General features: G+C 39.2%; 18 protein-coding genes, 2 tRNA genes, 2 pseudogenes, 1 riboswitch and 2 other annotated features. Of the genes and pseudogenes, 20 read left to right on the top strand and 2 right to left on the bottom strand.

Annotation, left to right across the window (positions count from 1 at the left end):
* Window positions 1-28: 28 nt before the first annotated feature.
* From NQ540_RS09550 to tyrS, 6 genes are all read left to right on the top strand, one after another.
* Window positions 29-1378, top strand: coding sequence for an SseB family protein (locus NQ540_RS09550; RefSeq protein WP_005606571.1), 1350 nt, complete (start codon window positions 29-31; stop codon window positions 1376-1378).
* A 351-nt stretch (window positions 1379-1729) separates the two neighbouring features.
* On the top strand, window positions 1730-2938 hold the full coding sequence (gene queG / locus NQ540_RS09545) for a tRNA epoxyqueuosine(34) reductase QueG (protein WP_005606570.1): 1209 nt from the start codon (window positions 1730-1732) through the stop codon (window positions 2936-2938).
* Window positions 2935-3444, top strand: coding sequence for a tRNA (uridine(34)/cytosine(34)/5-carboxymethylaminomethyluridine(34)-2'-O)-methyltransferase TrmL (gene trmL / locus NQ540_RS09540; protein ID WP_005606569.1), 510 nt, complete (start codon window positions 2935-2937; stop codon window positions 3442-3444). The genes queG and trmL overlap by 4 nt, the downstream gene beginning before the upstream one ends.
* A gap of 8 nt (window positions 3445-3452) precedes the next feature.
* Entirely contained in the window at window positions 3453-3608 is a 156-nt protein-coding gene (locus tag NQ540_RS09535) for a hypothetical protein (RefSeq protein WP_005606567.1), read from the top strand.
* Between the two features lie 47 nt (window positions 3609-3655).
* Window positions 3656-3855 (top strand) — a binding site (T-box leader).
* Window positions 3856-3930: 75 nt separating this feature from the next.
* On the top strand, window positions 3931-5622 hold the full coding sequence (gene argS / locus NQ540_RS09530) for an arginine--tRNA ligase (protein ID WP_005606566.1): 1692 nt from the start codon (window positions 3931-3933) through the stop codon (window positions 5620-5622).
* Between the two features lie 42 nt (window positions 5623-5664).
* Window positions 5665-5866 (top strand) — a binding site (T-box leader).
* A gap of 55 nt (window positions 5867-5921) precedes the next feature.
* A complete protein-coding gene (gene tyrS, locus NQ540_RS09525) occupies window positions 5922-7187 on the top strand; it encodes a tyrosine--tRNA ligase (protein WP_005606565.1) in 1266 nt (421 codons plus the stop codon).
* Between the two features lie 829 nt (window positions 7188-8016).
* Here tyrS and lacC read toward each other — a convergent pair.
* Window positions 8017-8949: a tagatose-6-phosphate kinase gene (lacC, locus tag NQ540_RS09520; protein WP_039849013.1), complete on the bottom strand. Its 933-nt coding sequence runs from the start codon at window positions 8947-8949 to the stop codon at window positions 8017-8019.
* 384 nt (window positions 8950-9333) lie between these two features.
* Here lacC and NQ540_RS09515 point away from each other — a divergent pair, with 384 nt between their 5' ends.
* Both NQ540_RS09515 and NQ540_RS09510 read left to right on the top strand, forming a co-directional pair.
* Complete coding sequence (locus NQ540_RS09515; protein ID WP_005606562.1) at window positions 9334-10629, top strand: CHAP domain-containing protein; 1296 nt, start codon at window positions 9334-9336, stop codon at window positions 10627-10629.
* Window positions 10630-10767: 138 nt separating this feature from the next.
* Entirely contained in the window at window positions 10768-11244 is a 477-nt protein-coding gene (locus NQ540_RS09510; protein WP_005606561.1) for a hypothetical protein, read from the top strand.
* Between the two features lie 97 nt (window positions 11245-11341).
* Here NQ540_RS09510 and NQ540_RS09745 read toward each other — a convergent pair whose 3' ends face one another.
* Complete coding sequence (locus NQ540_RS09745) at window positions 11342-11497, bottom strand: hypothetical protein (protein ID WP_005606560.1); 156 nt, start codon at window positions 11495-11497, stop codon at window positions 11342-11344.
* Window positions 11498-11525: 28 nt separating this feature from the next.
* On the opposite strand from NQ540_RS09745, the gene NQ540_RS09505 reads away from it, so the two are divergent.
* The 12 genes and pseudogenes from NQ540_RS09505 (at window position 11526) to NQ540_RS09455 (ending at window position 23007) form a co-directional block, all read left to right on the top strand.
* Window positions 11526-12140, top strand: coding sequence for a CadD family cadmium resistance transporter (locus NQ540_RS09505; protein WP_005606559.1), 615 nt, complete (start codon window positions 11526-11528; stop codon window positions 12138-12140).
* Window positions 12141-12151: 11 nt separating this feature from the next.
* Window positions 12152-12490 (top strand): Cd(II)/Zn(II)-sensing metalloregulatory transcriptional regulator CadX, encoded by a 339-nt coding sequence (cadX, locus tag NQ540_RS09500; protein ID WP_039849010.1) that lies wholly within the window; start codon window positions 12152-12154, stop codon window positions 12488-12490.
* A 22-nt stretch (window positions 12491-12512) separates the two neighbouring features.
* Window positions 12513-12651, top strand: a pseudogene (locus NQ540_RS09740) (helix-turn-helix domain-containing protein); the annotation flags it as partial.
* A pseudogene (locus tag NQ540_RS09495) lies at window positions 12644-12882 on the top strand (tyrosine-type recombinase/integrase); the annotation flags it as partial. The pseudogenes NQ540_RS09740 and NQ540_RS09495, both read left to right, overlap by 8 nt.
* A 237-nt stretch (window positions 12883-13119) precedes the next feature.
* Window positions 13120-13234, top strand: a riboswitch (FMN riboswitch).
* Window positions 13235-13350: 116 nt separating this feature from the next.
* A complete protein-coding gene (locus NQ540_RS09490; RefSeq protein WP_005606557.1) occupies window positions 13351-13968 on the top strand; it encodes an ECF transporter S component in 618 nt (205 codons plus the stop codon).
* 154 nt (window positions 13969-14122) lie between these two features.
* A complete protein-coding gene (locus NQ540_RS09485; protein ID WP_005606556.1) occupies window positions 14123-15595 on the top strand; it encodes an SLC13 family permease in 1473 nt (490 codons plus the stop codon).
* A gap of 10 nt (window positions 15596-15605) precedes the next feature.
* A complete protein-coding gene (locus NQ540_RS09480) occupies window positions 15606-15872 on the top strand; it encodes a chorismate mutase (RefSeq protein WP_005606555.1) in 267 nt (88 codons plus the stop codon).
* Window positions 15873-16043: 171 nt separating this feature from the next.
* Window positions 16044-17366, top strand: coding sequence for an alpha-L-fucosidase (locus NQ540_RS09475; protein WP_039849009.1), 1323 nt, complete (start codon window positions 16044-16046; stop codon window positions 17364-17366).
* A 31-nt stretch (window positions 17367-17397) separates the two neighbouring features.
* Window positions 17398-20088, top strand: a complete 2691-nt coding sequence (locus NQ540_RS09470; RefSeq protein ID WP_005606551.1) for a DEAD/DEAH box helicase family protein — start codon at window positions 17398-17400, stop codon at window positions 20086-20088.
* Between the two features lie 117 nt (window positions 20089-20205).
* Window positions 20206-20289: transfer RNA gene (locus NQ540_RS09465), tRNA-Tyr, on the top strand.
* A gap of 1 nt (window position 20290) precedes the next feature.
* A tRNA-Gln gene (locus NQ540_RS09460) sits at window positions 20291-20362 on the top strand.
* A 752-nt stretch (window positions 20363-21114) separates the two neighbouring features.
* Complete coding sequence (locus NQ540_RS09455) at window positions 21115-23007, top strand: BglG family transcription antiterminator (protein ID WP_039849008.1); 1893 nt, start codon at window positions 21115-21117, stop codon at window positions 23005-23007.
* Window positions 23008-23009 lie beyond the last annotated feature (2 nt).

Genomic DNA, 23009 nt, shown 5'->3' with positions numbered 1-23009 from the left:
CAGCTATTGGAAAACGGGAGGAATATGAATGGGATTATTCGATTTTTTATTTGGAAAGAAGAAACCTGATCCGAGTTTTACTCTGGGTGTTGTTAATTTTTTTAAGGGAGATGACAATCCTTCAGACTTAATGGTAGTGGGTTTCGTGAAAGGGTCCATCAAAGTTGGGGACGAAATTGTTGTAACAAAGATGAGTTGTGTGACGGAAACTCCTGTGAAAACAAATGTATTATCACTCGAGGTCCCTGAAGGTGAGGTACAAGAAGCTTCAGACACAATGGTGATGGCAAAAGTTCAAGATGGGGCTAAACTTGATATTTATAAGGGAACGGTGTTGCATTCGGAAAATGCCCCAGATGTCGAATTATATAATGCTTATACTGTTGCTCTGGGAATCGCTTTTGTGGATGAACAAGAGGGCAAACTTACTAAAGAGGATTGTGAAAAATTAGCGGCTTCAGATATTTCGGAGATTTGGCAATTATATTATAGAGTGCATGCTGAAGAGGCTAAAAGATTTGAAGCAAAACAGGTACTATTAAAATATAAAAGACGAGAACTCTATAAATTGATTCGAGAAAAATTGTTTTTAGTAGATGATATTTATGTAGTGTATTCAGTAGAAACTGATGAGCCTTATCTATTTTCACATGCATCAGAAGATGAGAAGGGCTCACTCTCTGTTACAATGCCAATGGCTCAACTGATTCCAAGTTCGTATATCCATAATCTTAAAGAGATGTTTGGGAAAAATGAGAACTTTGTTTTTAAACGAATTGAGAACGGACCTGATAAAGAAGGGATTCGTAATTTCATAAGAGACTTATTCATCTATGATGGAATACGTGGAATTCAGTATTGCGGAGAAGAAACAACTATTCTTGCGGAACAACTAGTGGATCTTCCACGGTATAAAGGGATGGATGAAACAGAAATTCCTGTAACGAATCCGAATGTGATCAAGTGGTTATATTTGGCACGTCAATTGGGCAAGCTGAATACTAAAGATAAAAAAACACTCAGCCAAGTCTATTTATATCAGTTTTATGAAGCTCTAAAAACCGCAAAATTCATTGCGCCAATGCGACTTCATGGGTATGACCAACTTTTGGAAGACAACCCGCAAACTGAAATAGAACCTAACATTCCTTTTGATTTAGCAATGCAAACCGGAAAAACGAAAGAGCTGACACTCCAAGTGTATACGGACTGGAAGAGACTTCGTAAGCACCGTGGCGAAGATTGTAAAGGATTAATTGTGACGCTTGATGAACAATTAGAGTATTATGATGTCGTTATTAATCCGGGAGGCCATCCGATGGCAGCTGCTACGATTACAGAAGAATTGTATAATGAAGTAAAGAAGAAAACAGTATAAGAAAAGCAACTCCTTCCTTGAGTTGCTTTTTCTCTATCTAGAAGCCTCTTTAAGTGTATAAAAGAAGTTTTTTTCAGTAATGAACTAAAACAATTCGAGGAATGATAAAATTTTTTTCAAAAACGTTAGAATTTCTTAACTTTATAGTTGATTTTTAAAAAGAAAAGCGCTATTATACTTGTATCTCTTGCTCTGTAATTTATTTTGCACGGCAATTGATGTTCGACTAACGTTAACTTTCGCAGTGATTTCACCGAAGGCTAGCGTTCTTTTTTTGTGTAAAATTAGGAAACTTTGTGAAAAAAGAGAAGTATAGTACAATAGTTAGGAAGAATGGAGAGGAGGATTTAGATGGATACAGCAGTTTTAAAACAGAAGATTATTGCTAAAAGCAAAGAGCTGGGCATTGATAAGATTGGTTTTGCTTCTGCCGAGCCTTTTACGCACTTAGAAGAGAGCATGCGTCGTTCCAAAGAACTCGGTCATACGACAGGGTTCGAGCATCCAGTCTTAGAAGAGCGTATTTATCCAGAAAAAATCTTCGATACTCCAAAAACAATTATTTCCATTGCGCTGGCATATCCAACACTTCCAAAAAATAAGCCGGAACGTGTGAAGGGAGAGCGTCGTGGGGCTTTTGCACGGGCTTCTTGGGGAGAAGATTATCACTTTATTCTCTCTAGACGCATGGAAGCATTAATCAATTATATTAAAGAAGAAGTTCAAGACGATGATTCCCGCTTTAAGCCGATGGTTGATACGGGCGAATTAATCGATGTTCGTGTAGCAGAGCGTGCAGGAATTGGTTTTGTTGGTAAGAATGGCCTTTTAATCACTAAGGAATTTGGCTCCTATGTCTACTTAGGTGAGCTGATTACGAATATCGAGTTTCCAACCGATGAAATGGTGGATTACGGGTGCGGCGATTGTACGCGTTGTGTGGATTTCTGTCCAACAGGTGCGCTCCTGGGCGACGGACGCATGAATGCTATGCGCTGCCTGTCGTATCAGACGCAGACGAAAGGCTTCATGCCGCAAGAATTTCGTAAAAAAATCGGGCATGTGATTTACGGCTGTGATATTTGCCAGCAAGTGTGTCCGTATAATAAGGGAAAAGATTTCCACCTGCACCCAGAGATGGAACCATCTGTTGAAGAGACACATCCACTCTTAAAGCCGCTTGTGACGATTTCGAACAAAGAGTTTAAGGAACGTTTTGGACAAATGGCGGGGTCGTGGCGTGGGAAGAAGCCATTGCAGAGAAATGCGATTATCGCCTTAGCGAATTACCGCGATAAATCAGCAGTTCCGCTCTTACTTCGCGTTATGAAAGAAGATATGCGTCCCGTGATGAAGGGGACAGCTGCTTGGGCAGTGGCAGAAATTGTGAACGAGTCGAATCAAGAAATGATCGATTATTTTAACGAGCAAAAAGAAGCCGCAGTGAAGAAGAGAGACTCTCTGGAAAATCCAACCAAGGAAGATATCGAGTTAATCGAAGAATTAGAAAAAGCAATTGTAGTTTTACAAGAAAAATATAGAGAAGAGGCAAACAAATGACGGTAAATCATATCGTATTATTTGAACCACAAATTCCGGCCAATACGGGGAATATTGCAAGAACCTGTGCAGCGACAAATTCACCACTGCACTTAATCGAACCGCTTGGATTCTCAACGGATGATAAGCATTTGAAGCGTGCGGGGCTAGATTATTGGCATGATGTCGATATTACGTATCACAAATCGATGGAAGCGTTCCTCGACTATTTAGGAGAGCGTCCTTTATATTTGATTACAAAATTCGCCAACCACACCTATGATGAGGTGGATTTAGCCCGCGATGAGGAGCAATTTTTCATGTTCGGGAAAGAGACAACCGGCCTTCCTGAAGAATTCATGCGTGAAAACGAAGAGAAATGCTTGCGTCTTCCGATGAACGATACGCATGTGAGGTCATTGAATTTATCGAATACGGCAGCGATTGTTGTGTACGAAGCGCTTCGTCAACAACGTTTTGCAGGGCTTGAACTCGTGCACACGTATGACCATGATAAATTAAAGTAGGTGAGTCAATGAATCAGTCCTTATATTTATGTATTGTTTACGCCATTTGTGCCATTGCATTTGTGATTTTGGCGGTGGTTTCAAAACCACTGTATGCAATCTGTGCTGTACTATTCGCCATTTCTTCAGTGGTGCAAGGTGTCCGCTATTTTAAAAAGAAGTAAAATTGCAAATTCGTACTGATTATGGTACAGTGGATGACAGTTAAATAGCAAAATTGATGAAAAAGAGAGTAGTTTTTAACCGAATGTATTAGCGAGTTGGAAGGGTGAAAGCCAACCATTCATTAAAAATGAACCGCACTTTTGAAATGATTATTTGAAATGTAGGATAATCCGGATTCGCCGTTACCGAGTAAAGTGGCTCAATAGGAGCAATCAGAGTGGTACCACGGGAATTCTCGTCTCTATATGACTGTCGTCGTATAGGGATTTTTTTGTGTAAATGGATATCCGAGTATAAAAACCAAAGAAAAGGAGAACAAAGATGAATTATAAGAAAATAGTTGCAGAACAAATCGCAAAAACAGTCGGCGAGCATTTTAGCGTTGACGAAATCGTATCAATGATTGAAGTGCCTAAATACGCGAACCAAGGGGACCTAGCTTTCCCTGCATTTACACTTGCAAAAGTTTTACGTAAAGCACCGCAAGCTATCGCGACAGAAATCGTGGAAGCCGTTAGCGATAAACATATCGCACGCGCAGAAGCAATGGGACCTTACGCGAACTTCTTCTTAGAACGTAGTGCATTTGCTGATGAAGTCTTAAAAGAAGTGTTAGAACTTGGCGAACATTATGGTGATTGGGATTACGGTCAAGGTCGTAAAGTGGTCATCGATATGTCTTCACCAAACATTGCGAAACCAATGTCAATGGGACATTTACGTTCAACAGTAATCGGAAACGCGATTGCAAACCTAGAGAAAAAAGTGGGCTATGAACCAATTCGTATCAACCACTTAGGAGACTGGGGAACTCAATTCGGAAAACTCATCGAAGCGTACAAATTATGGGGAAGCGAAGAACTTGTAAAAGCAGATCCAATCGCAGAACTCATTAAATTATACGTCCGTTTCCACGAAGAAGCAGAACTAGACCCAACGCTCGATGACAAAGGCCGTGCATGGTTCAAGAAACTAGAAGATGGAGATGCAGAAGCGGTTCGTCTATGGGAATGGTTCAGAAGTGAATCATTAAAAGAATTCAACCGCGTGTATGACTTACTCGGCGTGACTTTTGATTCATACAATGGTGAAGCGTTCTATAACGACAAGATGGACGTTGTGGTCGACATGCTTGAAGACGCGAACTTACTAAAAGTGGATAATGGCGCTACCATCGTAGACCTTGAAAAATATGATTTACCACCAGCATTGATTAAAAAATCAGACGGCGCAACACTATACATGACACGTGACTTAGCAGCCGCAAACTACCGTAAGAATACTTACGATTTCGCAAAATGTATTTACGTGGTAGGGATGGAACAATCCAACCACTTCAAACAATTAAAAGCAGTCTTAAAAGAACTCAATTTACCTTGGGCTGAAACGATTGTCCATATTCCATTTGGACTAATCACATTGAACGGTAAGAAATTATCGACACGTAAAGGAAAAATCATCCTTCTTGAAGGCGTGTTAAAAGAAGCAACAGAACTTGCTTTGAAACAAATCGAAGCGAAAAACCCATCACTCGAAAACAAAGAAGCAGTGGCACACGCTGTTGGGGTGGGTGCGGTTATTTTCCACGACTTGAAGAACGACCGTACAAACAACTTCGACTTTGCGCTTGAAGAAGTGGTACAATTCGAAGGTGAAACAGGTCCATACGTGCAATATACACATGCTCGTGCGATGAGTATTTTACGTAAAGCCAACCATACAGTGGATATGACAGAGGCCTTCTCATTAACAGACGATGATGCGTGGGAAGTATTGAAACTCATCGAAAACTATCCAAACGTTGTACGTTTTGCTGAAGAAAAATGCGAACCATCAGCGATTGCGAAATACGTGATCAACTTAGCACAAGCGTTCAATAAATATTACGCACATACAAAAGTACTCGTTGAAGATGAAGCTTTCAACAGCCGTATCGCTTTAGTACAAACAACAGCAAGCCTTCTAAAACAAGGCCTAGCGCTGCTTGGCGTGGCTGCTCCAGATGAAATGTAGTCATTGACATGACGCACTATAAGCCGTATACTAAATGCACATATATAAGCAATGAACAAGCGCAGTAGTGGTTGTCCACGGGAGAAAGAAGAGAATTGTCGGTCGGTGCAAGACAATCCCCCACATCCGCGAAGTACACTTGGGAGCAATCCGTCAGGACGTCTCATCCGCGATAAGGATGCTCGAGTGGATGATGCCTCGCATCGTCAACAAGGGTGGTAACACGGTGAAAATCGTCCCTAATAGTCTTTTTGGCTATTAGGGATTTTTTATTTACAAGAAAGAAGGGAAGAAACAAGATGAACATTATCGATGATTTAGAATGGCGCGGCGCCATCAACCAAATGACAGATGAAGAAGGCTTACGTGCCTTAACAAACGAAAAGGCTGTATCACTCTACTGTGGGGTAGACCCAACTGGGGACAGCATGCACATTGGACACTTAATTCCATTTATGATTCTTCGTCGTTTCCAATTAGCAGGACATAAACCAGTCATCTTGATTGGTGGAGCAACAGGTTCTATCGGAGATCCAAGTGGTCGTACAAGCGAACGTGTGCTTCAATCAATGGAACAAGTTCAACACAATGTTGAAAAATTAACAGCGCAAATGAAGAAATTATTCTTCACAACAGATGAAGACCAAGCGACATTACGTCTTGTAAACAACTACGATTGGACAAAAGATTTATCATTATTAGACTTCTTACGTGACTACGGGAAGCATTTCAACTTGAACACCATGCTTGCTAAAGACGTGGTCGCAAGCCGTTTAGAAGTGGGGATTTCATTTACAGAATTCTCATACCAAATCCTACAATCAATGGACTTCTTACATTTATTCAAGACAGAAGACGTGCAAGTTCAAATCGGTGGTGCGGACCAATGGGGGAACATCACTTCAGGTCTTGAATTAATCCGTAAAGTAGAAGGCGCAGAGTCTCGTGCTTATGGGCTAACCATTCCATTGATGTTAAAATCAGACGGCACAAAATTCGGGAAATCAGCTGGTGGCGCTGTATGGCTAGACCCTGAAAAGACAACTCCATACGAATTCTACCAATTCTGGTTAAACCAAGATGACCGCGACGTGATTAAATACATCAAGTACTTCACATTCTTAGACCGCGAAGAAATCGAAGCGCTCGAAGAAAAAGTAGCTACAGAACCACATAAACGTGAAGCGCAAATCCGCCTTGCTGAAGAAGTCACTCGCTTCGTTCACGGCGAAAAAGCCCTAGAAGACGCGAAGAAAATTACAAACGCGCTCTTCACAGGAAACGTACAACAATTAACAGCCGACGAAATCGAACAAGGCTTCAAAAATATGCCAACATTTGAAAGTTCAAAAGAACCTCAAAATCTAGCAACATGGCTTGTTGACCTTGGCATCGAACCTTCAAGAAGACAATCACGCGAAGACATTCAAAACGGCGCAATTTCTATCAACGGGGAAAAAGTAACCGACCTCGAATTCGAATGGACGAAAGAACAATCTTTTGAAGAACGCTTTGTCATCGTCCGCCGCGGTAAGAAAAAATACTTCTTAGTGGTGTTGAAATAAAAGATAAGTGCAAGTACGGATGATTCCTGCGAATCCTTACGGGAGTAAGACAAAAGCTAAAAATGGACTCACAGTGTGAGTCCATTTTCTTTTAGTGGTTTCAAATCCTTCGCACTGTGAAGGATTTCCGCAAGGCTGATTAGGCATAAGCAAATCACAAGTGATGAAGCTTATGCCAATCAGCTACTGCGTATAACTCTTTAAGCTTCTCTTATTTTATGCGCCCACGTTACTATGATGATAAAATCCGCACTATTCTTCGGAATCATCCTTTGGGTGCATCGTGTCAAAAACTACTAAGAAAATTTTTGCTTTGTGAGCTGACAATAAAGAGCAGTTCACAAAGTTTGAAATAAAAAAATGTTTTAAATAGATTTTCAAACCTGTTATCAACGCCTACACAATCATATTTCAAAAGCAAATGTAAAAAACACAATATGACATATACGTTATATTGCAAAATAACTTTTTTGGTCAAAAGCCCGAATTTGTTGGCTCAAAAACTCAATATTTTAGTTAGCTCATTTCGAATGCAAAACCGTGCACTTTTCCATTTAAAACTTCAGCTGCTCAACCCATAGAAGCTCGAGTGGTTTTAAAGTAGAATACGCAGAGTTATATTCAAGCGAAGAAAAATAAGATTCCAAAGAATGGGCGGATTTTATAATAACCGTAATGGGGGATAGGATAAAATGCGAAATAGCGGCCGTCAGAAATTTTTCTGTACGGCCGCTTTGAGGCTTTTAAGGTGAGAGACTTCGGCTCGAACCGGTCCCCCATTACAGTTATTATAAATAAATCCGCAAGGATTCTTTGGAATCAAATGGAATTATACTTTCTCCACCGTTACCGCATTGAAAATGGTATCGAAGTTTTCCATGTTTATAAAGCCTGTTTGAGCTTCCATGGCATTGAGCGTACCTGCAGTCACTGCCGTTTTCAAAATGGACTCAACACTTTCGCCTTTTGCAATCGCATGAGCTAACCCAGCAATCGTTGAGTCTCCAGAGCCAACAGGATTCACGGCGTTGACTTTGGGAATGCTGACTTGGTAAAAGACCCCTTCGTGTTTTGCAAGTGCGCCTTTTGATCCAAGCGAAACAACCACCCAATCTACCCCGTCAAATAACGGAGAGTTCAATTGCTTCTTCAATTCTTCCACCGTTGTCGCTTCAGGAACCCCTAATAACCCAGCGAGTTCTTCTTGGTTTGGCTTAATTAAGACCGGCTTAGTAGCAGCTTCGAGTGCAATCTTTAATGTCTTTCCAGAAGTATCTAAAAGCACAGGAATGCTGGCTTTTGCAGCTTTTTCAATAATCGTTGCGTATAAAGTCTCATCCATTCCAGCAGGCAGGCTACCAGAAATCGTGATGAGATCGACCTCTTTTAATAAGGTTTCAAAATGAGCGAGGAACCCCGCTTGTTCTTCTGGTGTAATGGTAGGACCGGCCTCTAAGATTTCGGTTTGAAGGCCTTCATGTAGGATGGCAATACAATTACGAGTTTCCGATTGGATAGGATAGAAGTTGTTTTCTAAGGCAACCTCATCCAATTTTTCTTTAATAAAAGCACCGATGTGGCCGCCTAGTAAACCTGTTGCTAGCACTGGAGAACCGAGTTGCTTTAAAACACGACTCACGTTGAGGCCTTTTCCACCAGGTGTTTTACTAACCTTTTGAGTACGATTCACCGTATCCATCTTTAATGTTTCGACCGTATACCCAATATCTACCGCCGGATTCATTGTTAATGTTAATATCATAAAAATAGCTCCCTTCTATTTTCAATTGGATACGTTAAATATACCATATTTCACCCATTTTGAGGGCTAAGGTTTGGTTTGTTACAAAACTTTTTGAAGATAAATGTACCGATTTAAAAGGAATTACATATTTTCCTTGAATCCTTCTATAAAAAAGACAAATAATTCTGTAATATTTTATAAATTTCTCCTTTTTTTGTATCAAAAAGGTCAGCTAATCGTTTTATGTTACAGCTTTGTTACAAGGTATTGTCAATTCAAAGAAAATCAACATCAGTCTAAAGTCCTATGGTATTATAGTACCAAGTTAAGTTTTATTTAAGCCAAATCGGCTACTTCGAAATATATAATTGATTTTTTATTGGAACTATTGGAGGGACTCACTTGAAGAAGCGTTTATTAACAGTATTAGTAACAGGAACAGTATTAACATTAGGAGCTTTAGCACCAAATGTTAGTGCGCAAGACTTTGACTCACAAATTAACTCAGCTAATTCAACAATTGCAAATATCAATGATAAAAAAGCTGCAGTTAATGCAACAATTGATTCATTAGTATCTGAATTATCAGGAGTACAAACTAAGATTGATGCTACTCAAGCTCAAAAAGCTGAAGCTCAAGCAGCAATCGACTCATTAAAATCAGAAATTTCTAAATTAGAAAAAGTAATTGCTGAACGTAACGAACGTTTAGAAGAACAAGCTCGTGCTGTACAAACAAACGGAGCTCGTTCATATGTTGACTTCTTATTAAATGCAGAAAACTTATCAGATATCGTTAACCGTATCGGTGTTGTTATGGATTTAATCGGTGCTAACCGTGATTTAATGCAACAACAAGCAGAAGATAAGAAACAAGTAGAAGCTAAAGAAGAGCAACAACAAGCTAAATTAGCTGAACAACAAAAAGCTGAGGAAGAATTACAAGGCTTACAAACAAAATTAAATGAAACTTTTGACAAAAATAAAGTTTTATTAGCAAACTTATCTCAAGAAGAATTAGCTGAAATCTCAAAACGTGATGGATTAGTAGCAGAAAAAGAAGCTTTCCAAAAACGTTTAGCTGAAGAAAAAGCAAAAGCAGAAGCTGAAGCAGCACGTATTGCAGAAGCATCTCGTCAAGCTTTAGCAGCCGAAGCAGCAAAAGCAGCTGAAACAGTTGCAGCAGCAACTTCAACTCCAGCTCCTGCAGCTTCAAATACTCAAGCTCAAACAGCAGCAGCTCCAGCAGCACAAGCAACAGCGGCTCCTGCAGCAACAAAACAATCTTCTAGCTACACTTACACAACTGGCGGAGGATTCCCAGCAGTTGACCCAAGTTACCGTGCAGCTTTAAACGGTGGATACTTCGGACAATGTACTTACTACGTATTCAACCGTATGGCACAAGTTGGAACACCAATCGGACACAGCATGATGGGTAACGCGGCTGAATGGCCAGCATATGCTCGTAGCTATGGATACTCAGTATCTAACTCACCATCAGCTGGTTCAGCAATCGTATTCCAACAAGGTTTAGCGGGTGCTGACCCAACTTACGGACACGTAGCATTCGTAGAAGCAGTTAATGCAGATGGTTCATTATACATCTCTGAAATGAACGTACAAGGATTAAACGTAATCTCTTACCGTACAATTTCAGCAAGCGTTGCAGCTCGCGCAACTTACATCCGTTTCTAATAAGAAATAAAATAACCGTCTCCTGAAAAAGGAGGCGGTTTTTGTTTGCACAATTTGGCCCAATACACTTCAAGTATAATTTGACATCCTACACTAGATTTTCTATGATAACAATAAGTCGCAATAAAGGAGTATAAAATGAAGAAAATAATTAAATTATCGATTGTATTATTAGGAGCATTTTTTGTTTTATTAGGATGCCGTTCTGAAAGTAAAGCGGAATTTGCCTTAGAAGTTTCTATTTCTAAGCAAAAAGTAACGTACATGTACGACCAGGAAAAAGATTCGGTTTCCTCACTAACTTTTAACATCAGCTATGATATTTCTAAGAACAAGGAGTACGAAGAAAAGGCACGTAGACAACGTGAGAAAATCGTAAAAGAAATGGATGGAATTGATGGAATTAAAGTCACTCAATCGGATAGTGATAAGGAAATATCATTTACGGTTGAGGTTGACCTTAAGAAGTTCAAATATGATGATGAAGAGAGTCGTTCGAAAGCACCAGCACTCTATAGCAGTGTTCATTCAGCTTTGGTGAAGAAAAATGATTGTTACAGTTTCGAAGAATCCAAAAAAAAGATTTTAGAAGAAGGATTTAAAGAGGTTAAGTAAGGTTTTCAGTACACGTCAATAGATGTCAAAATATTGATTTTAAGCGATTTTTGATTTTTTGAAACTCATTATATCGCACTACAAATCAATAAAAACTCTAACCTTTTTTAGATAAATATATCATCTGGATATTGAAGTTAAGCCCTGCTATCATTTCGATGGCAGGGTTTTTAAATATTTGGGACCCTAACTTCTTATCTATATTTTGGTGGATTTTAAATTGACATCTATAAAGTTTAATGTTAGAATTCATTCAAAAATATATTTGAATGAGGTGCTTTATGATTCAAAATGTTGTTACTTCAATAATCCTGTATTCTGGGACAGCCGTAGACTTACTTATTATCCTAATGTTATTTTTTGCCAAAAGAAAAAGCAGAAAAGACATCATTAACATCTATTTAGGACAATTTCTAGGCTCTGTTAGTCTAATATTGCTAAGTTTGCTTTTTGCATTTGTCTTAAATTATATTCCTAGTAAAGAGATTTTAGGTTTGCTCGGTTTGATTCCAATTTTCCTAGGCCTCAAAGTTTTGCTTTTAGGAGATTCTGATGGAGAAGCTATTGCAAAAGATGGTTTGCGCAAAGATAATAAAAACCTGATTTTTCTAGTTGCTATGATTACTTTTGCAAGTTGTGGTGCTGACAATATTGGTGTTTTTGTCCCATATTTTACTACCTTAAATTTAGCGAATTTGATAGTAACTTTACTTACCTTTCTAGTCATGATTTATCTCTTGGTTTTTTCTGCCCAAAAATTGGCACAAGTCCCTTCTGTTGGAGAATTTTTGGAAAAATATAGCAGATGGTTTATTGCCAGTGTTTATTTAGGACTGGGGATACATATCCTGATTGAAAACAACATTTTTGACATGCTATGGACTGTGTTAAGCTAGGAGAAAATATTATGAAAAAAGATAGTATCTGCCAAGTGAATGTTATAAATCAACAAAATGTTACAACCGCAACGAACTACCTTGAAAAGGAAAAAGTCCAAAAATCACTTCGCATTTTATCAAAGTTTACCGATAATAAACAGATAAATATCATATTTTATCTCCTTGCTGTTGAAGAACTCTGTGTCTGCGATATAGCTCTTTTACTAAATCTCAGTATAGCATCTGCCTCCCACCATCTTCGTAAACTAGCCAATCAAAACATCTTGGGCACTAGAAGAGAGGGGAAAATTATATATTATTTTATAAAAGATCAGGAAGTCAGAGATTTTTTTAATCAACTAGGATAACAACTATTTTTACTACTTATCCATGAATATAGGGAGCTTATCTATAAAATTTTTTGATGAAAATTACTATAAGAAATACCTACTCGTATTAAATGTTTAAGACAAAGTATAATTTAAAGCAAAGCGACATAGATAATGCAGGTCAAGTTAGCCAAGTTGAATTTGAAGAAAAGACTAGCAAGTTTAGGATTACCAGATTAGGGTTTTTATTTGTTTCGACACACTCATGCTTCAATGTTGCTTAATGCAGGCATAAATGGAAAGAACTCCAAGTCAGAACGGGGTATAAGTCAATTTCAACTACTATGGATATTTACGCAGAGTTAGCACCTCAAAGAAAGCTAGAAGCAGTCAGCATTTATTTAGATAAGATTGCTGAATTAACTCATTAACTACTTTACCTTTCGCTATACCTTTTGAAGGACGAACCTCATAAACGTTGATATAACAGTGTTTAGACTCGCTAAAACAGAAAATTCTTAACCCTTACAGCAGTAAAATAGTCGAATAGAAACTTGGATTGCAGTGGATGTAATCCAAGTTTTTTATTAGAGAAACAGCATAAATTCACCTTTTTGAGGCAGAGAGATTGCCTAAGTGGCTACATGGTGCTACAATACAAACATAAATAACATTTTCGGGGCAAGGTGAAATTCCTGACCGGTGGTATAGTCCACGAGCCGCTTGGCATGATCTGGTGTGATTCCAGAACCGATAGTATAGTCTAGATGTGAGAAAATGGCACTATTTCAACGAGTCTATTTGACGAGCAGTATTGAAAGGTCCATTTCAATACTGCTTTTTTTATTGGGATTGGGTGAAAAGTGCAATTTCCTTCGCCCTAAGAAGGAGGATGTACGATGAGTACAGATGTAAAAAAGTCGACAGGAGCAGCGACTAAAAAAATTGTTCTAGTAGGTGTTTTTGGTGCCATCAGTACCGTTTTAATGTTTCTATCTTTTAACGTACCGTTTATTCCAACGTTTGTGAAGTTGGATTTTTCAGACTTACCGGTATTGTTGGGAGGCTATATTTTAGGTCCAGTTTATGGAAGTTTTATCGCCATTATCAAGATCTTATTGAATTTTGTCTATAATGGGTCGATGACATATGGAATTGGGGAAACGGTGAACTTAATAGGAAGTTTAAGTTTTATGTTACCAGCAGTCATTTTGTATCAACGAAATCGCAATTTTAAAACGGCGATTATGAGTTTAATCGTTGGGACGATTGCCGCTACAGTTGTCTTATTAACAGCAAATTATTTTGTGATGTTTCCTTTATATGCGACTGCTATGAATTTTCCAATGGAAAAAATTGTCGCTGCAGCTCATGCACTAAACCCTTATGTAACAGACTTAGCTTCATTAATGACGTTTGCATTATTGCCATTTAATATCATTAAATTTGGGCTCAATAGTATTCTTGCATTATTCCTATATAAACGTCTTGCAAAAGCATTAAAATTTGAACATTAAACAAGAGCCAGGGACTGCCCTGGCTTTTTTATTTTGGGAATAATTTTCCTATATAATATAGAAGAAAAGTGATATCGGATTCCAAAGTTTATTCCTAGTTTCAATAGCAATCTGATTTAAAATGAGGTAGGATAGATAAGAATGAGGTGAAACAATGAAAGGAAAAAAATGGACGAAACCGCAGCAATTCATTATTGCAATTAGTAGTCTTTTAATAGCCATTAGCGGTTATTTAACCATTACACAAGGAACATTATTTGGACTAGCAGCACCGACCGTTTCCGTTCTGTCCATCTTCTTTAGCAGTCTTCTGCTTTGGCTCTTTGTCGCAACGGATTGGCCAAGCGTTCTCTGCTATGTACTATTAGGAATCGGGATGCTTCCAGGAGTAAATTATGGACAGATTTTTAATCTGTCGTTTGGAAATACGACTTTTGTCTTTCTATTATTTACATTTTTAATGACCTATGCTTTGGAGCAAACTCCAGCTCTTCGAAGATTTGTCGCAAAGGCCTTGGGAAGTTCATTTGCAGGAAAAACACCTTGGCATTTTATCGGAGCATTCTATACAAGTGTCTTATTTATTAGTCTCTTTATTTCCCCGACGATTCTCTTTATGATTGTTTTTCCAATTTATGAAGAGATGATGGCTCTGTTAGGATTTAAAAAAGGAGATAGAAAAGCTTCCATTTTATTAATTGTTCTATTTTCGACAATTGCCATCGGAACTGCGATGACACCAATCAATCACGTCTTTTCAGTAACGGCGATGGCACTCTATAAGACGGCAACGGGAATTGCGATTTCCAACGCGCAATATATGATGATTGGAATTCCAGCCGGACTCGTGCTCTTTATCGCGATGGGAGTTGTTCTTAGAACTATTTGGCGAGTGGATTTGTCCCAAGTAGAAATGAAACAAATGACCTCGCTAGAAAATTTACCACCGAAAAATAGACGTGAGAAAGCAACGGTCCTTATTTTTATGAGTGTTGTTCTTCTATGGGTTCTTCCAGAACTAATCGGAGGACTACTACCTGACGTGGCTACTTTCTTAAAAGGCGCTGGAATGGCATTTCCTCCGATGGTTGGAGTAATTCTTTTAGCGATTCTATCATTTGAAGGGAAACCACTCCTCTCCATTCAAGAAGGCCTACAAAAGGGGGTCTATTGGCCAAGCATGTTCTTAGTAGGGGCAACATTGAGTATGGGAACCTTAATTACGAAACCTGAATTTGGGGTGATTAGCTTACTCGAAAGCTCATTAGTACCTCTATTTGCGACCCTTTCGCCATTATTGGTTGTGATTATCTTTGTATTGTGGGCAGGTTTTCAAACAAATGTCTCTTCTAATTTAGTCACCGTTTCGGTTGTAACAACCGTGTTAACGACTGTTTACGCTACAGGATCTATTGAAGTTCAAGCTGGAACGATTGCCTGTCTGATTGGATTCATGGCGAGCCTAGCGTTTATGACACCACCATCAATGCCTTATGTGGCCATTTCGGTAGGTTCTGGATGGACGAACGCAAAAGATACATTTCTTTATGGGGGAGTTTTATTCTTGCTTAGTGCGATTAGTGCCGTTGTTATCGGCTATCCATTAGGAGTCTTTTTTGGAATTTAGGAGGTTTTAGATGTTAGACAATCAACGTGCAGAAATTGATACCATCGACCGCGAAATCGTCTCTCTTTTTGAAAGACGAATGCAAGTCGTTATGGATGTTGCTCGAATTAAAAAGGAAAATGGGATGGCCATTTTCGATGCCAGTCGTGAAAAAGAAGTGATTGCAAAAGTGCAATCGTATTTGACGGACGAAGGATTAAAGGAAGAACTTCGTGAAGTATATGAGACTTTAATGAAAGTCTCCAAAGACTATCAAAAAATACAAATGGATGAATAAAATTCATTTTTTTAGATTGTAGAGAAGGGCTCATAGAATGAGTCCTTTTTTATTTTCAAATAACGAGAAGAAATTTGATGTGTTCACCAAAATTAGGGATGTTTTTAAAAGAGGAAGAGTGCTAGAATGAAGGCATAGTATTGGGGCAATAGAATAAAGGAGCGGATGAAGATGGAAAATTCACTAGAGGTTATTTTAGAGAGAACAAAGTGGTTTAGACAGGCTCGATTTGGAATGTTTATTCATTTTGGACTGTATGCCATTCCTGGAAGAGGAGAATGGATCCGTAATAATGAAAAAATGACGATTGAGGACTATCAACCCTATTTTGAAGCCTTTAATCCTACTGAATTCAATGCAAGGAAGTGGGCAAAAGCTGCAAAAGAGGCAGGGATGAAATATGTTGTGTTAACTGCGAAACATCATGACGGTTTTTGCTTATTCGATTCAGCGTACACGGATTATAAGATTACCAATACCGCTTTTGGACGAGATTTGGTAAAGGAATTTGTAGAGGCTGTTCGTGCAGAAGGACTGCGAGTGGGACTCTATTTCAGCCTCTTAGACTGGTATCATTCAGATTATCCTAAATATGAAGATCGCCACCATCCCATGAGAGGAAATAAGCAGTATCAGAATGAGCAAATCAATTTTGATCGGTATTTAGAATTGATGCATCACCAAGTCGAGGAACTAGTTACCAAATATGGGAAACTTGATATTCTTTGGTTTGATTTTTCGTATGGGGAAATGTTTGGAGAAAAATGGAAGGCAAGTGAATTAATAGAACTGGTTCGCAAACATCAACCGGATGTAGTGATAGATAATCGATTAGAGACTTCCGGGGAAGGATTTGGAAGCATTGCTACAGAGGAGATTCATTCTTATTCTGGAGATTTTGTTAGTCCTGAACAAATTGTACCTCATGAAGGGATTCGGAATGATAAGGGAGAGTTGTTACCTTGGGAATTGTGTCTTACGATGAATAATCACTGGGCGTATAATCCGTCTGACAAACTCTTTAAAAGCTCTAAAGTTCTTATTCGTAAATTGGTGGAATGTGTCAGCAAGGGCGGAAATATGATTTTAAATGTAGGACCAGACGCTAAAGGGAAATTCCCAAGAGAAAGCATAGAAATTTTGCAGGAAATTGGACAGTGGATGAAGAGTAATGGAGAATCTATCTACGAAGGAGAATTAGTGAATCTGCCAAAACCGGAATGGGGTTATTATACAAAGAAAGGGAAAATGTTGTATGCCCATGTGTTTGAACAACCTATTGGTCCGATTGCGTTAACAGGAATCGATAAAGAGCAGATTGAACGGTTGAGTTTTGTCCATGATGGTAGCGAAGTAAGGATTTCTAACAGTTGGACTACTTTAGCTTTTCAAGACATTTGCTTTGCACAATATGGAGAAATTGGGGCTTACACCTATCCGTTACCTGATGAAGTGGACAGTGTCATCAAAATCGAATTAAAAGAAGAAATCTGATGGTATAATGAATGAGTAAAGGAGGGGTTAGGTGTTAGAACACTTATCTTTTAAAGGCGAGTGGAGAGAGTATCAAAAGCGCATTTTAGAAAAAAGTGAGACGATTATGGCGGATGGTCATATTCACTTAGTGGCGGCCCCAGGTTCTGGGAAAACGACGCTAGGAATTGAATTTATCCGTCGAAACAGTAATCCTGCGCTCATTTTAGTGCCGACCGTGACGATTCGTCAGCAATGGGTTGACCGTATTCGTGAGGCATTTCTGGATGATGAGCTTCTAGCCGATGAAATGATTTCGCAAAATCTCAAACAGCCAAAGATGATCACCGTTGCGACGTATCAAGCGTTGCACAGTGCCATCAACCGTTTGGAAGGCGACACGGAAGTTGAGGATACGGATGATGTCGTCGAAAACGAGCATTTTGATTTTAAAGACGTGGATATTATTAAGCTCTTTAAGGAAGAAAATCTTGGAACATTGTGCCTCGATGAGTGTCATCATTTGCGAAATGAATGGTGGAAGAGTCTAGAAACCTTCCGTAAATCCTTTGCGGATATGAAGGTGATTTCGCTAACGGCAACACCTCCATATGAAGGAGAGCCTGCACTGTGGGAGCGTTATGTGGCCATGTGTGGAGAAATCGATGAAGAAATTACCGTCCCAGAACTCGTCAAAGAGGGCAGTTTGTGTCCGCACCAGGACTATGTGTATTTCTCTTTCCCAACGAAGGAAGAAGAGAATCAACTCGATCAGTTTTCTACGCAGAAGAGAGCCTTTTTGAAAAATCTATCCTCTGATTCGATGTTTTGCGAGGCGGTGAGAACTAGCCGTGCGCTCGATGGAACCATTTCGGAAGATGAACTCTTAAACGAACCGAAGTATCTCTCGGCTACACTGATTTTTCTACGTCATAAAGGAATCGAGTTCCCGAAACAGTTTCAACAATTACTAGGGGCAAGCCGCCTTCCGATGTTTGACTTGGCGTGGTTTGAAATCCTCTTACAAGGAATGTTGTTTGATGTACCACATTGGTATGATTTATCCGAAGAAGACCTGAAAGAGTTAAAGAGTGAATTGAAATCTCTGGGGTTAATCGACCGCAAACAAGTACAGTTATGTCGCAATAAAAAAATAGACCAGCTATTGAACCAATCTCTTGGAAAATTGAATGCCGTCAGAGATATTTTTAAGGCAGAATACGAAACATTAGGCAGCGACTTGAGACAATTGATTCTAACCGACTTCATTCGAAAGGACTTTGAGGCGCACTTAGGAAACCCAGAAGTTCAATATAGCCAACTGGGCGTATTGCCCTACTTCGAAGTCCTTCGTAGAGAGTTTGAGGAACAACAATTAGACGTTCCTATGGCCGTTTTAACAGGAAGTCTCGTTATTATCCCGTCAGGTGTAAAATCGCGTCTAGAGGCTGTTTTTGGAGCCGATAAAATTACCTTCCAATCAGTAGGACAACTAGACGAGAAGGACTATGTGAAGGTCCGTTTAGTAGGTTCGCAACATGATTTAGTCAGCGCCGTGACGCAGCTCTTCCAAGAAGGGCATATTCATGTCGTAATTGGGACAAAATCGCTCCTAGGGGAAGGATGGGATGCGCCGTGCGTGAACTCATTGATTCTCGCTAGCTTTGTCGGAAGTTTCATGCTCAGCAATCAGATGCGAGGGCGTGCGATTCGTATTTGGCCGGAAAATCCGGATAAAACAAGCAGCGTTTGGCATCTTGTGTCCATTAATCTGGCGGAGAAAAAACTCTTCAAGAAGGAAGAAGACGAAGAGGTTGCTGTCGGAATCGATAGTCCGGATATGGAATTGTTGCAGCGCCGCATGAAGCAATTTTTAGGACTACACTATAATGAGAACACGATTGAATCGGGCGTGGATCGATTAGACCTTGGAAATATCGAGTTTACGAAGAAGAATTTAACAAAACTCAACCAAGAAACCATCAGCCGCTCGCGTAACCGCGAAGAGTTGAGAGAGCGCTGGAATGAATCTCTTCCGCTTCTAGAAGATATGGAAGTCGCTAGTGAAGTGCAAGTGGACAAGGCGTTCTTGCCGACCGTTCTTCTAACAGATGCACGAAAAATTCTCACCTACGCGCAAGCAATTGTACTGACGGAATTGATTGTCTATTTATTTCTCGATTTTGTAAAAGGACCGTCCCAACTCTTTTATCCAGTGGGGATTTTATCGCTCATCGTGTTAAATATCGTCTGGTTGAGATATTTCCTTTACAAGAGTCCGTATAAACGCCTCGAACTCTTTGCGGAATCCATCCGAAAAGCCTTGCTAGCATCAGGACACTTGCAGACACAAAACTGCAAGGCTAGAGTCGTTCGTGAGGATAAAGATTCTTTTCAAACAGCCACTTATCTAAAAGGGGGAACCTTGCGTGAGAAGGAACTCTTCGCACAGGCGTTATCGGAATTCTTTGCTCCAATTGAGAACCAGCGCTATATTCTAAGAGCTACGACTAGGGTCAATGATCAAACAAAATATTTTGCCGTTCCAAGTATGTTTGATAAACGTAAAGAAGACGTCGTCGCTTTTGTAGCCAACATTGAAAAATACATTGGCAAGTACGAAATCATATACACTCGTAATGTAGAAGGCCGTCATATTCTCTTGGATGCACGTCTGAACGCATTAGGAAATAAACAAGAGCGAACTTTCTCTAAGAAGAAAGTCACGTCTAAATTAAAATAAACTTATAAAGAATCTAGCCAGGAAATCGACTAGATTCTTTATGTTTTTGCGGTAAAATCCTTGCATTCTCCTTCAAACTGTTGTAAGATATCTGAGTACGAAATTTTAATATTTGCTGGAGGGGTAGCGAAGTGGCTAAACGCGGCGGACTGTAAATCCGCTCCTTCGGGTTCGGCAGTTCGAATCTGCCCCCCTCCACCATTGGGGTATAGCCAAGCGGTAAGGCAACGGACTTTGACTCCGTCATTCGTTGGTTCGAATCCAGCTACCCCAGTCCTGCAGGCACCGATTCTGGTGCCTTTTTTGTTGCCCAAAAACCGCCTCTCAAAAGCACCCACCTTGTCCTTCCCGTCCCTCCGCCTGAAACAATTTGTAATTTACTTATTCACTCAATATGTGATATGTGCTAAAGGAAAATCTATAGAAAGCAGTAATTAAATGGAGTCTCAAAAGAACTCCTAATGGATTTCATCATAATAACAATAAGGTAATCGCAAGCAATGCGAATTACTGAGGGTTAGCGATTGATCACTTACCCTCAGTTTAAGGCTTGCTACCCTTGAGATGAAGGCTCGAGGGGGTGCCGTTATTGCTGCAGCGCACCTTGTTGTTTTGGTTTCCCCACCTGAAACCATTTGTAATTCTCTTGTTGACTGGATTTTGATTGAGTAGTTGAAAAAGATGTCTCGAAAGAGTTGAAAAGTTCCATAGTAGCAGTAATAGGGGATAGCGTTCAAAGTGAATTACGACCTCTTGAAATTGATTTTCTAGAGGTCGTTTGAATCTTGAAAGAGCTTGAGACTTCGGCTCAAGCCGGTGCCCTATTACAGCTACTATTAGAAACTTTTCAATCGAAGAGACATCTTTTTCTTTTTAGCACACCAATCATCCAAAACCTGTCAAAAAGTAAGAAAATTTACGAATAATTTCACGAATGGGCTAAAATTTCCTAACAATAGGAAAAGATTTTAGGTATAATAGATGTGAAGAATTTGGTATAGTCAAGTTGAGATGGAGGGGATTTTTATGAAACAGCGTCACCAACAGTTATTGCAACTACTATCTCGTCAAGAATGGATGAAAGGGAGAGAGCTTGCGACCTGTTTGGGTGTGAGTACTCGAACGGTTCGACTAGATATTGAACATATTAATCAAGAAGCTCCTCATATCATCCAAGCAAATCGTCAAAAAGGGTATCATCTTGTAGCCTTTCAACAAAACAGATATATTACAGCATTGAATCCGACAAAGACTCCTCAGGACAATGAAGAACGCAGTGTTCATTTGTTAAAACAACTATTGTTTAAAGAGGATGGAGTGTTTATTGATCATTTTTGTGAACAGTGTTTTGTAAGCGCTAAAACTTTTGAATTAGTTCGAATTCGTGTTCAACAGAAATTGCAAGAATATGAAGGTCTGTCATTACAGTTGAACAATGGATTTTTACAATTAGAAGGATCTGAAACGAGCAAAAGAAAACTGTATAGAAATCTATTAAAAAAAGAAGTGGGAGAGGACTTTTTAAATAGTAGCGAGTTAATGCAAGTGTATCCAGAATTGGATATGGAACATATTCAGTCAATCATTTGGGATAAACTAAAGCATAATCGCTATTCTATTCGTAAGTCACTGATGCCATTTTTACTGCTTCATATGGGGATTGTATTACAACGGATTAAAGTGGGACATACCGTTCAAGAATTCTCGCAGGATGAATTGGATTTGGAAGTAGAGTATCAGATTGTGCGCTCTATTTTCTCCAAAATTCTAGAAGAAACAATCATTCCAGAAGCTGAGGTGGTATCTTTTGCCAAACTTTTAAAAGCCTATCATAACTCTGATGCCGTTGAATCAAAAATTTCTTTTCGTGGAGAAATAGTCGATTTAGAAGAAGTAGTTAGACAAATCGGAGAACAGCTTTACAGTATCATGGGGGTTTCTTTTATAGAACAAGAAGATTTTACCATGCGTTTCCAATTGCATTTGCAAGGATTTTTGGAACGAGTACAGCTGAATTTGAGCTTACCTAATGTCTATGTTCAAACCTTTAAACGACAATACCCTCTAGTATTTGATACGGCCGTATCGATTAGTCAATATTTGATGTCAGTCTTTCAATGTGAGATGACAGAGGAGGAAATAGGATTTATCGCTCTACATATTGGAGCAGCATATATGCAGCGAGTTAAACCGCAAAAATTACGTGCGATTCTCATTGCGAATACACAGTATCCACTCATTGCAGGAAGTGTTAGTCGCCTGAAAGATCAGTTTTCTCATCGTTTAGATTTTGTCGTGGAGCAGAGTACATTTACGACTGATTTATCGGAATTCTACGATGCAGACTTGCTCATTACATTTGACCAAATAGAGCATCCCCTTGAAATTCCAACTGTTCGTTTAGGACTTTTCTTTAATACTCAAGATGAAATTCAGTTGATAAAGGTGATGAATACCTTAGAGACAGAACAAATGAGTCATAAGATTCGCTCGCAAATCCCGGATTTCATGAGTGAAAAGTTCTTTTATGCGAACATCCAGCCCAATAATCGAGATGAATTACTCCATGAGATGGGACACCATTTAATTCAAGAGAATATCGTTACGAAGGAGTTTCTAAACTCAGTTCTAGAAAGAGAAAATTTATCTTCGACGGATTTTGATTATGCATTAGCGATTCCTCATCCATTACGTCCAGAAAGTAAACGATCAATGATTTCGATAGCCGTTTTAAAAGAACCCATTCAGTGGAATCATTTCCCTGTTAAATTGGTTATTTTACTGGCACTCAAAGAAGAGGATATGGAGTTTATGCAGCTGTTTCTAGGATGGTTAGGAAAGCAGTTAGATTCTCCAGAAAAGATGATGTCATTATTAGAAGCAAAAAATGTGGAATCATTTATAGAAGCGATTCGATAGAA

This window comes from Granulicatella adiacens ATCC 49175 (assembly GCF_025150565.1).
Lineage (GTDB): Bacteria > Bacillota > Bacilli > Lactobacillales > Aerococcaceae > Granulicatella > Granulicatella adiacens.
Note: the sequence above shows the minus strand (reverse complement) of the source record. Positions and strands in the feature narration are given on the sequence as shown.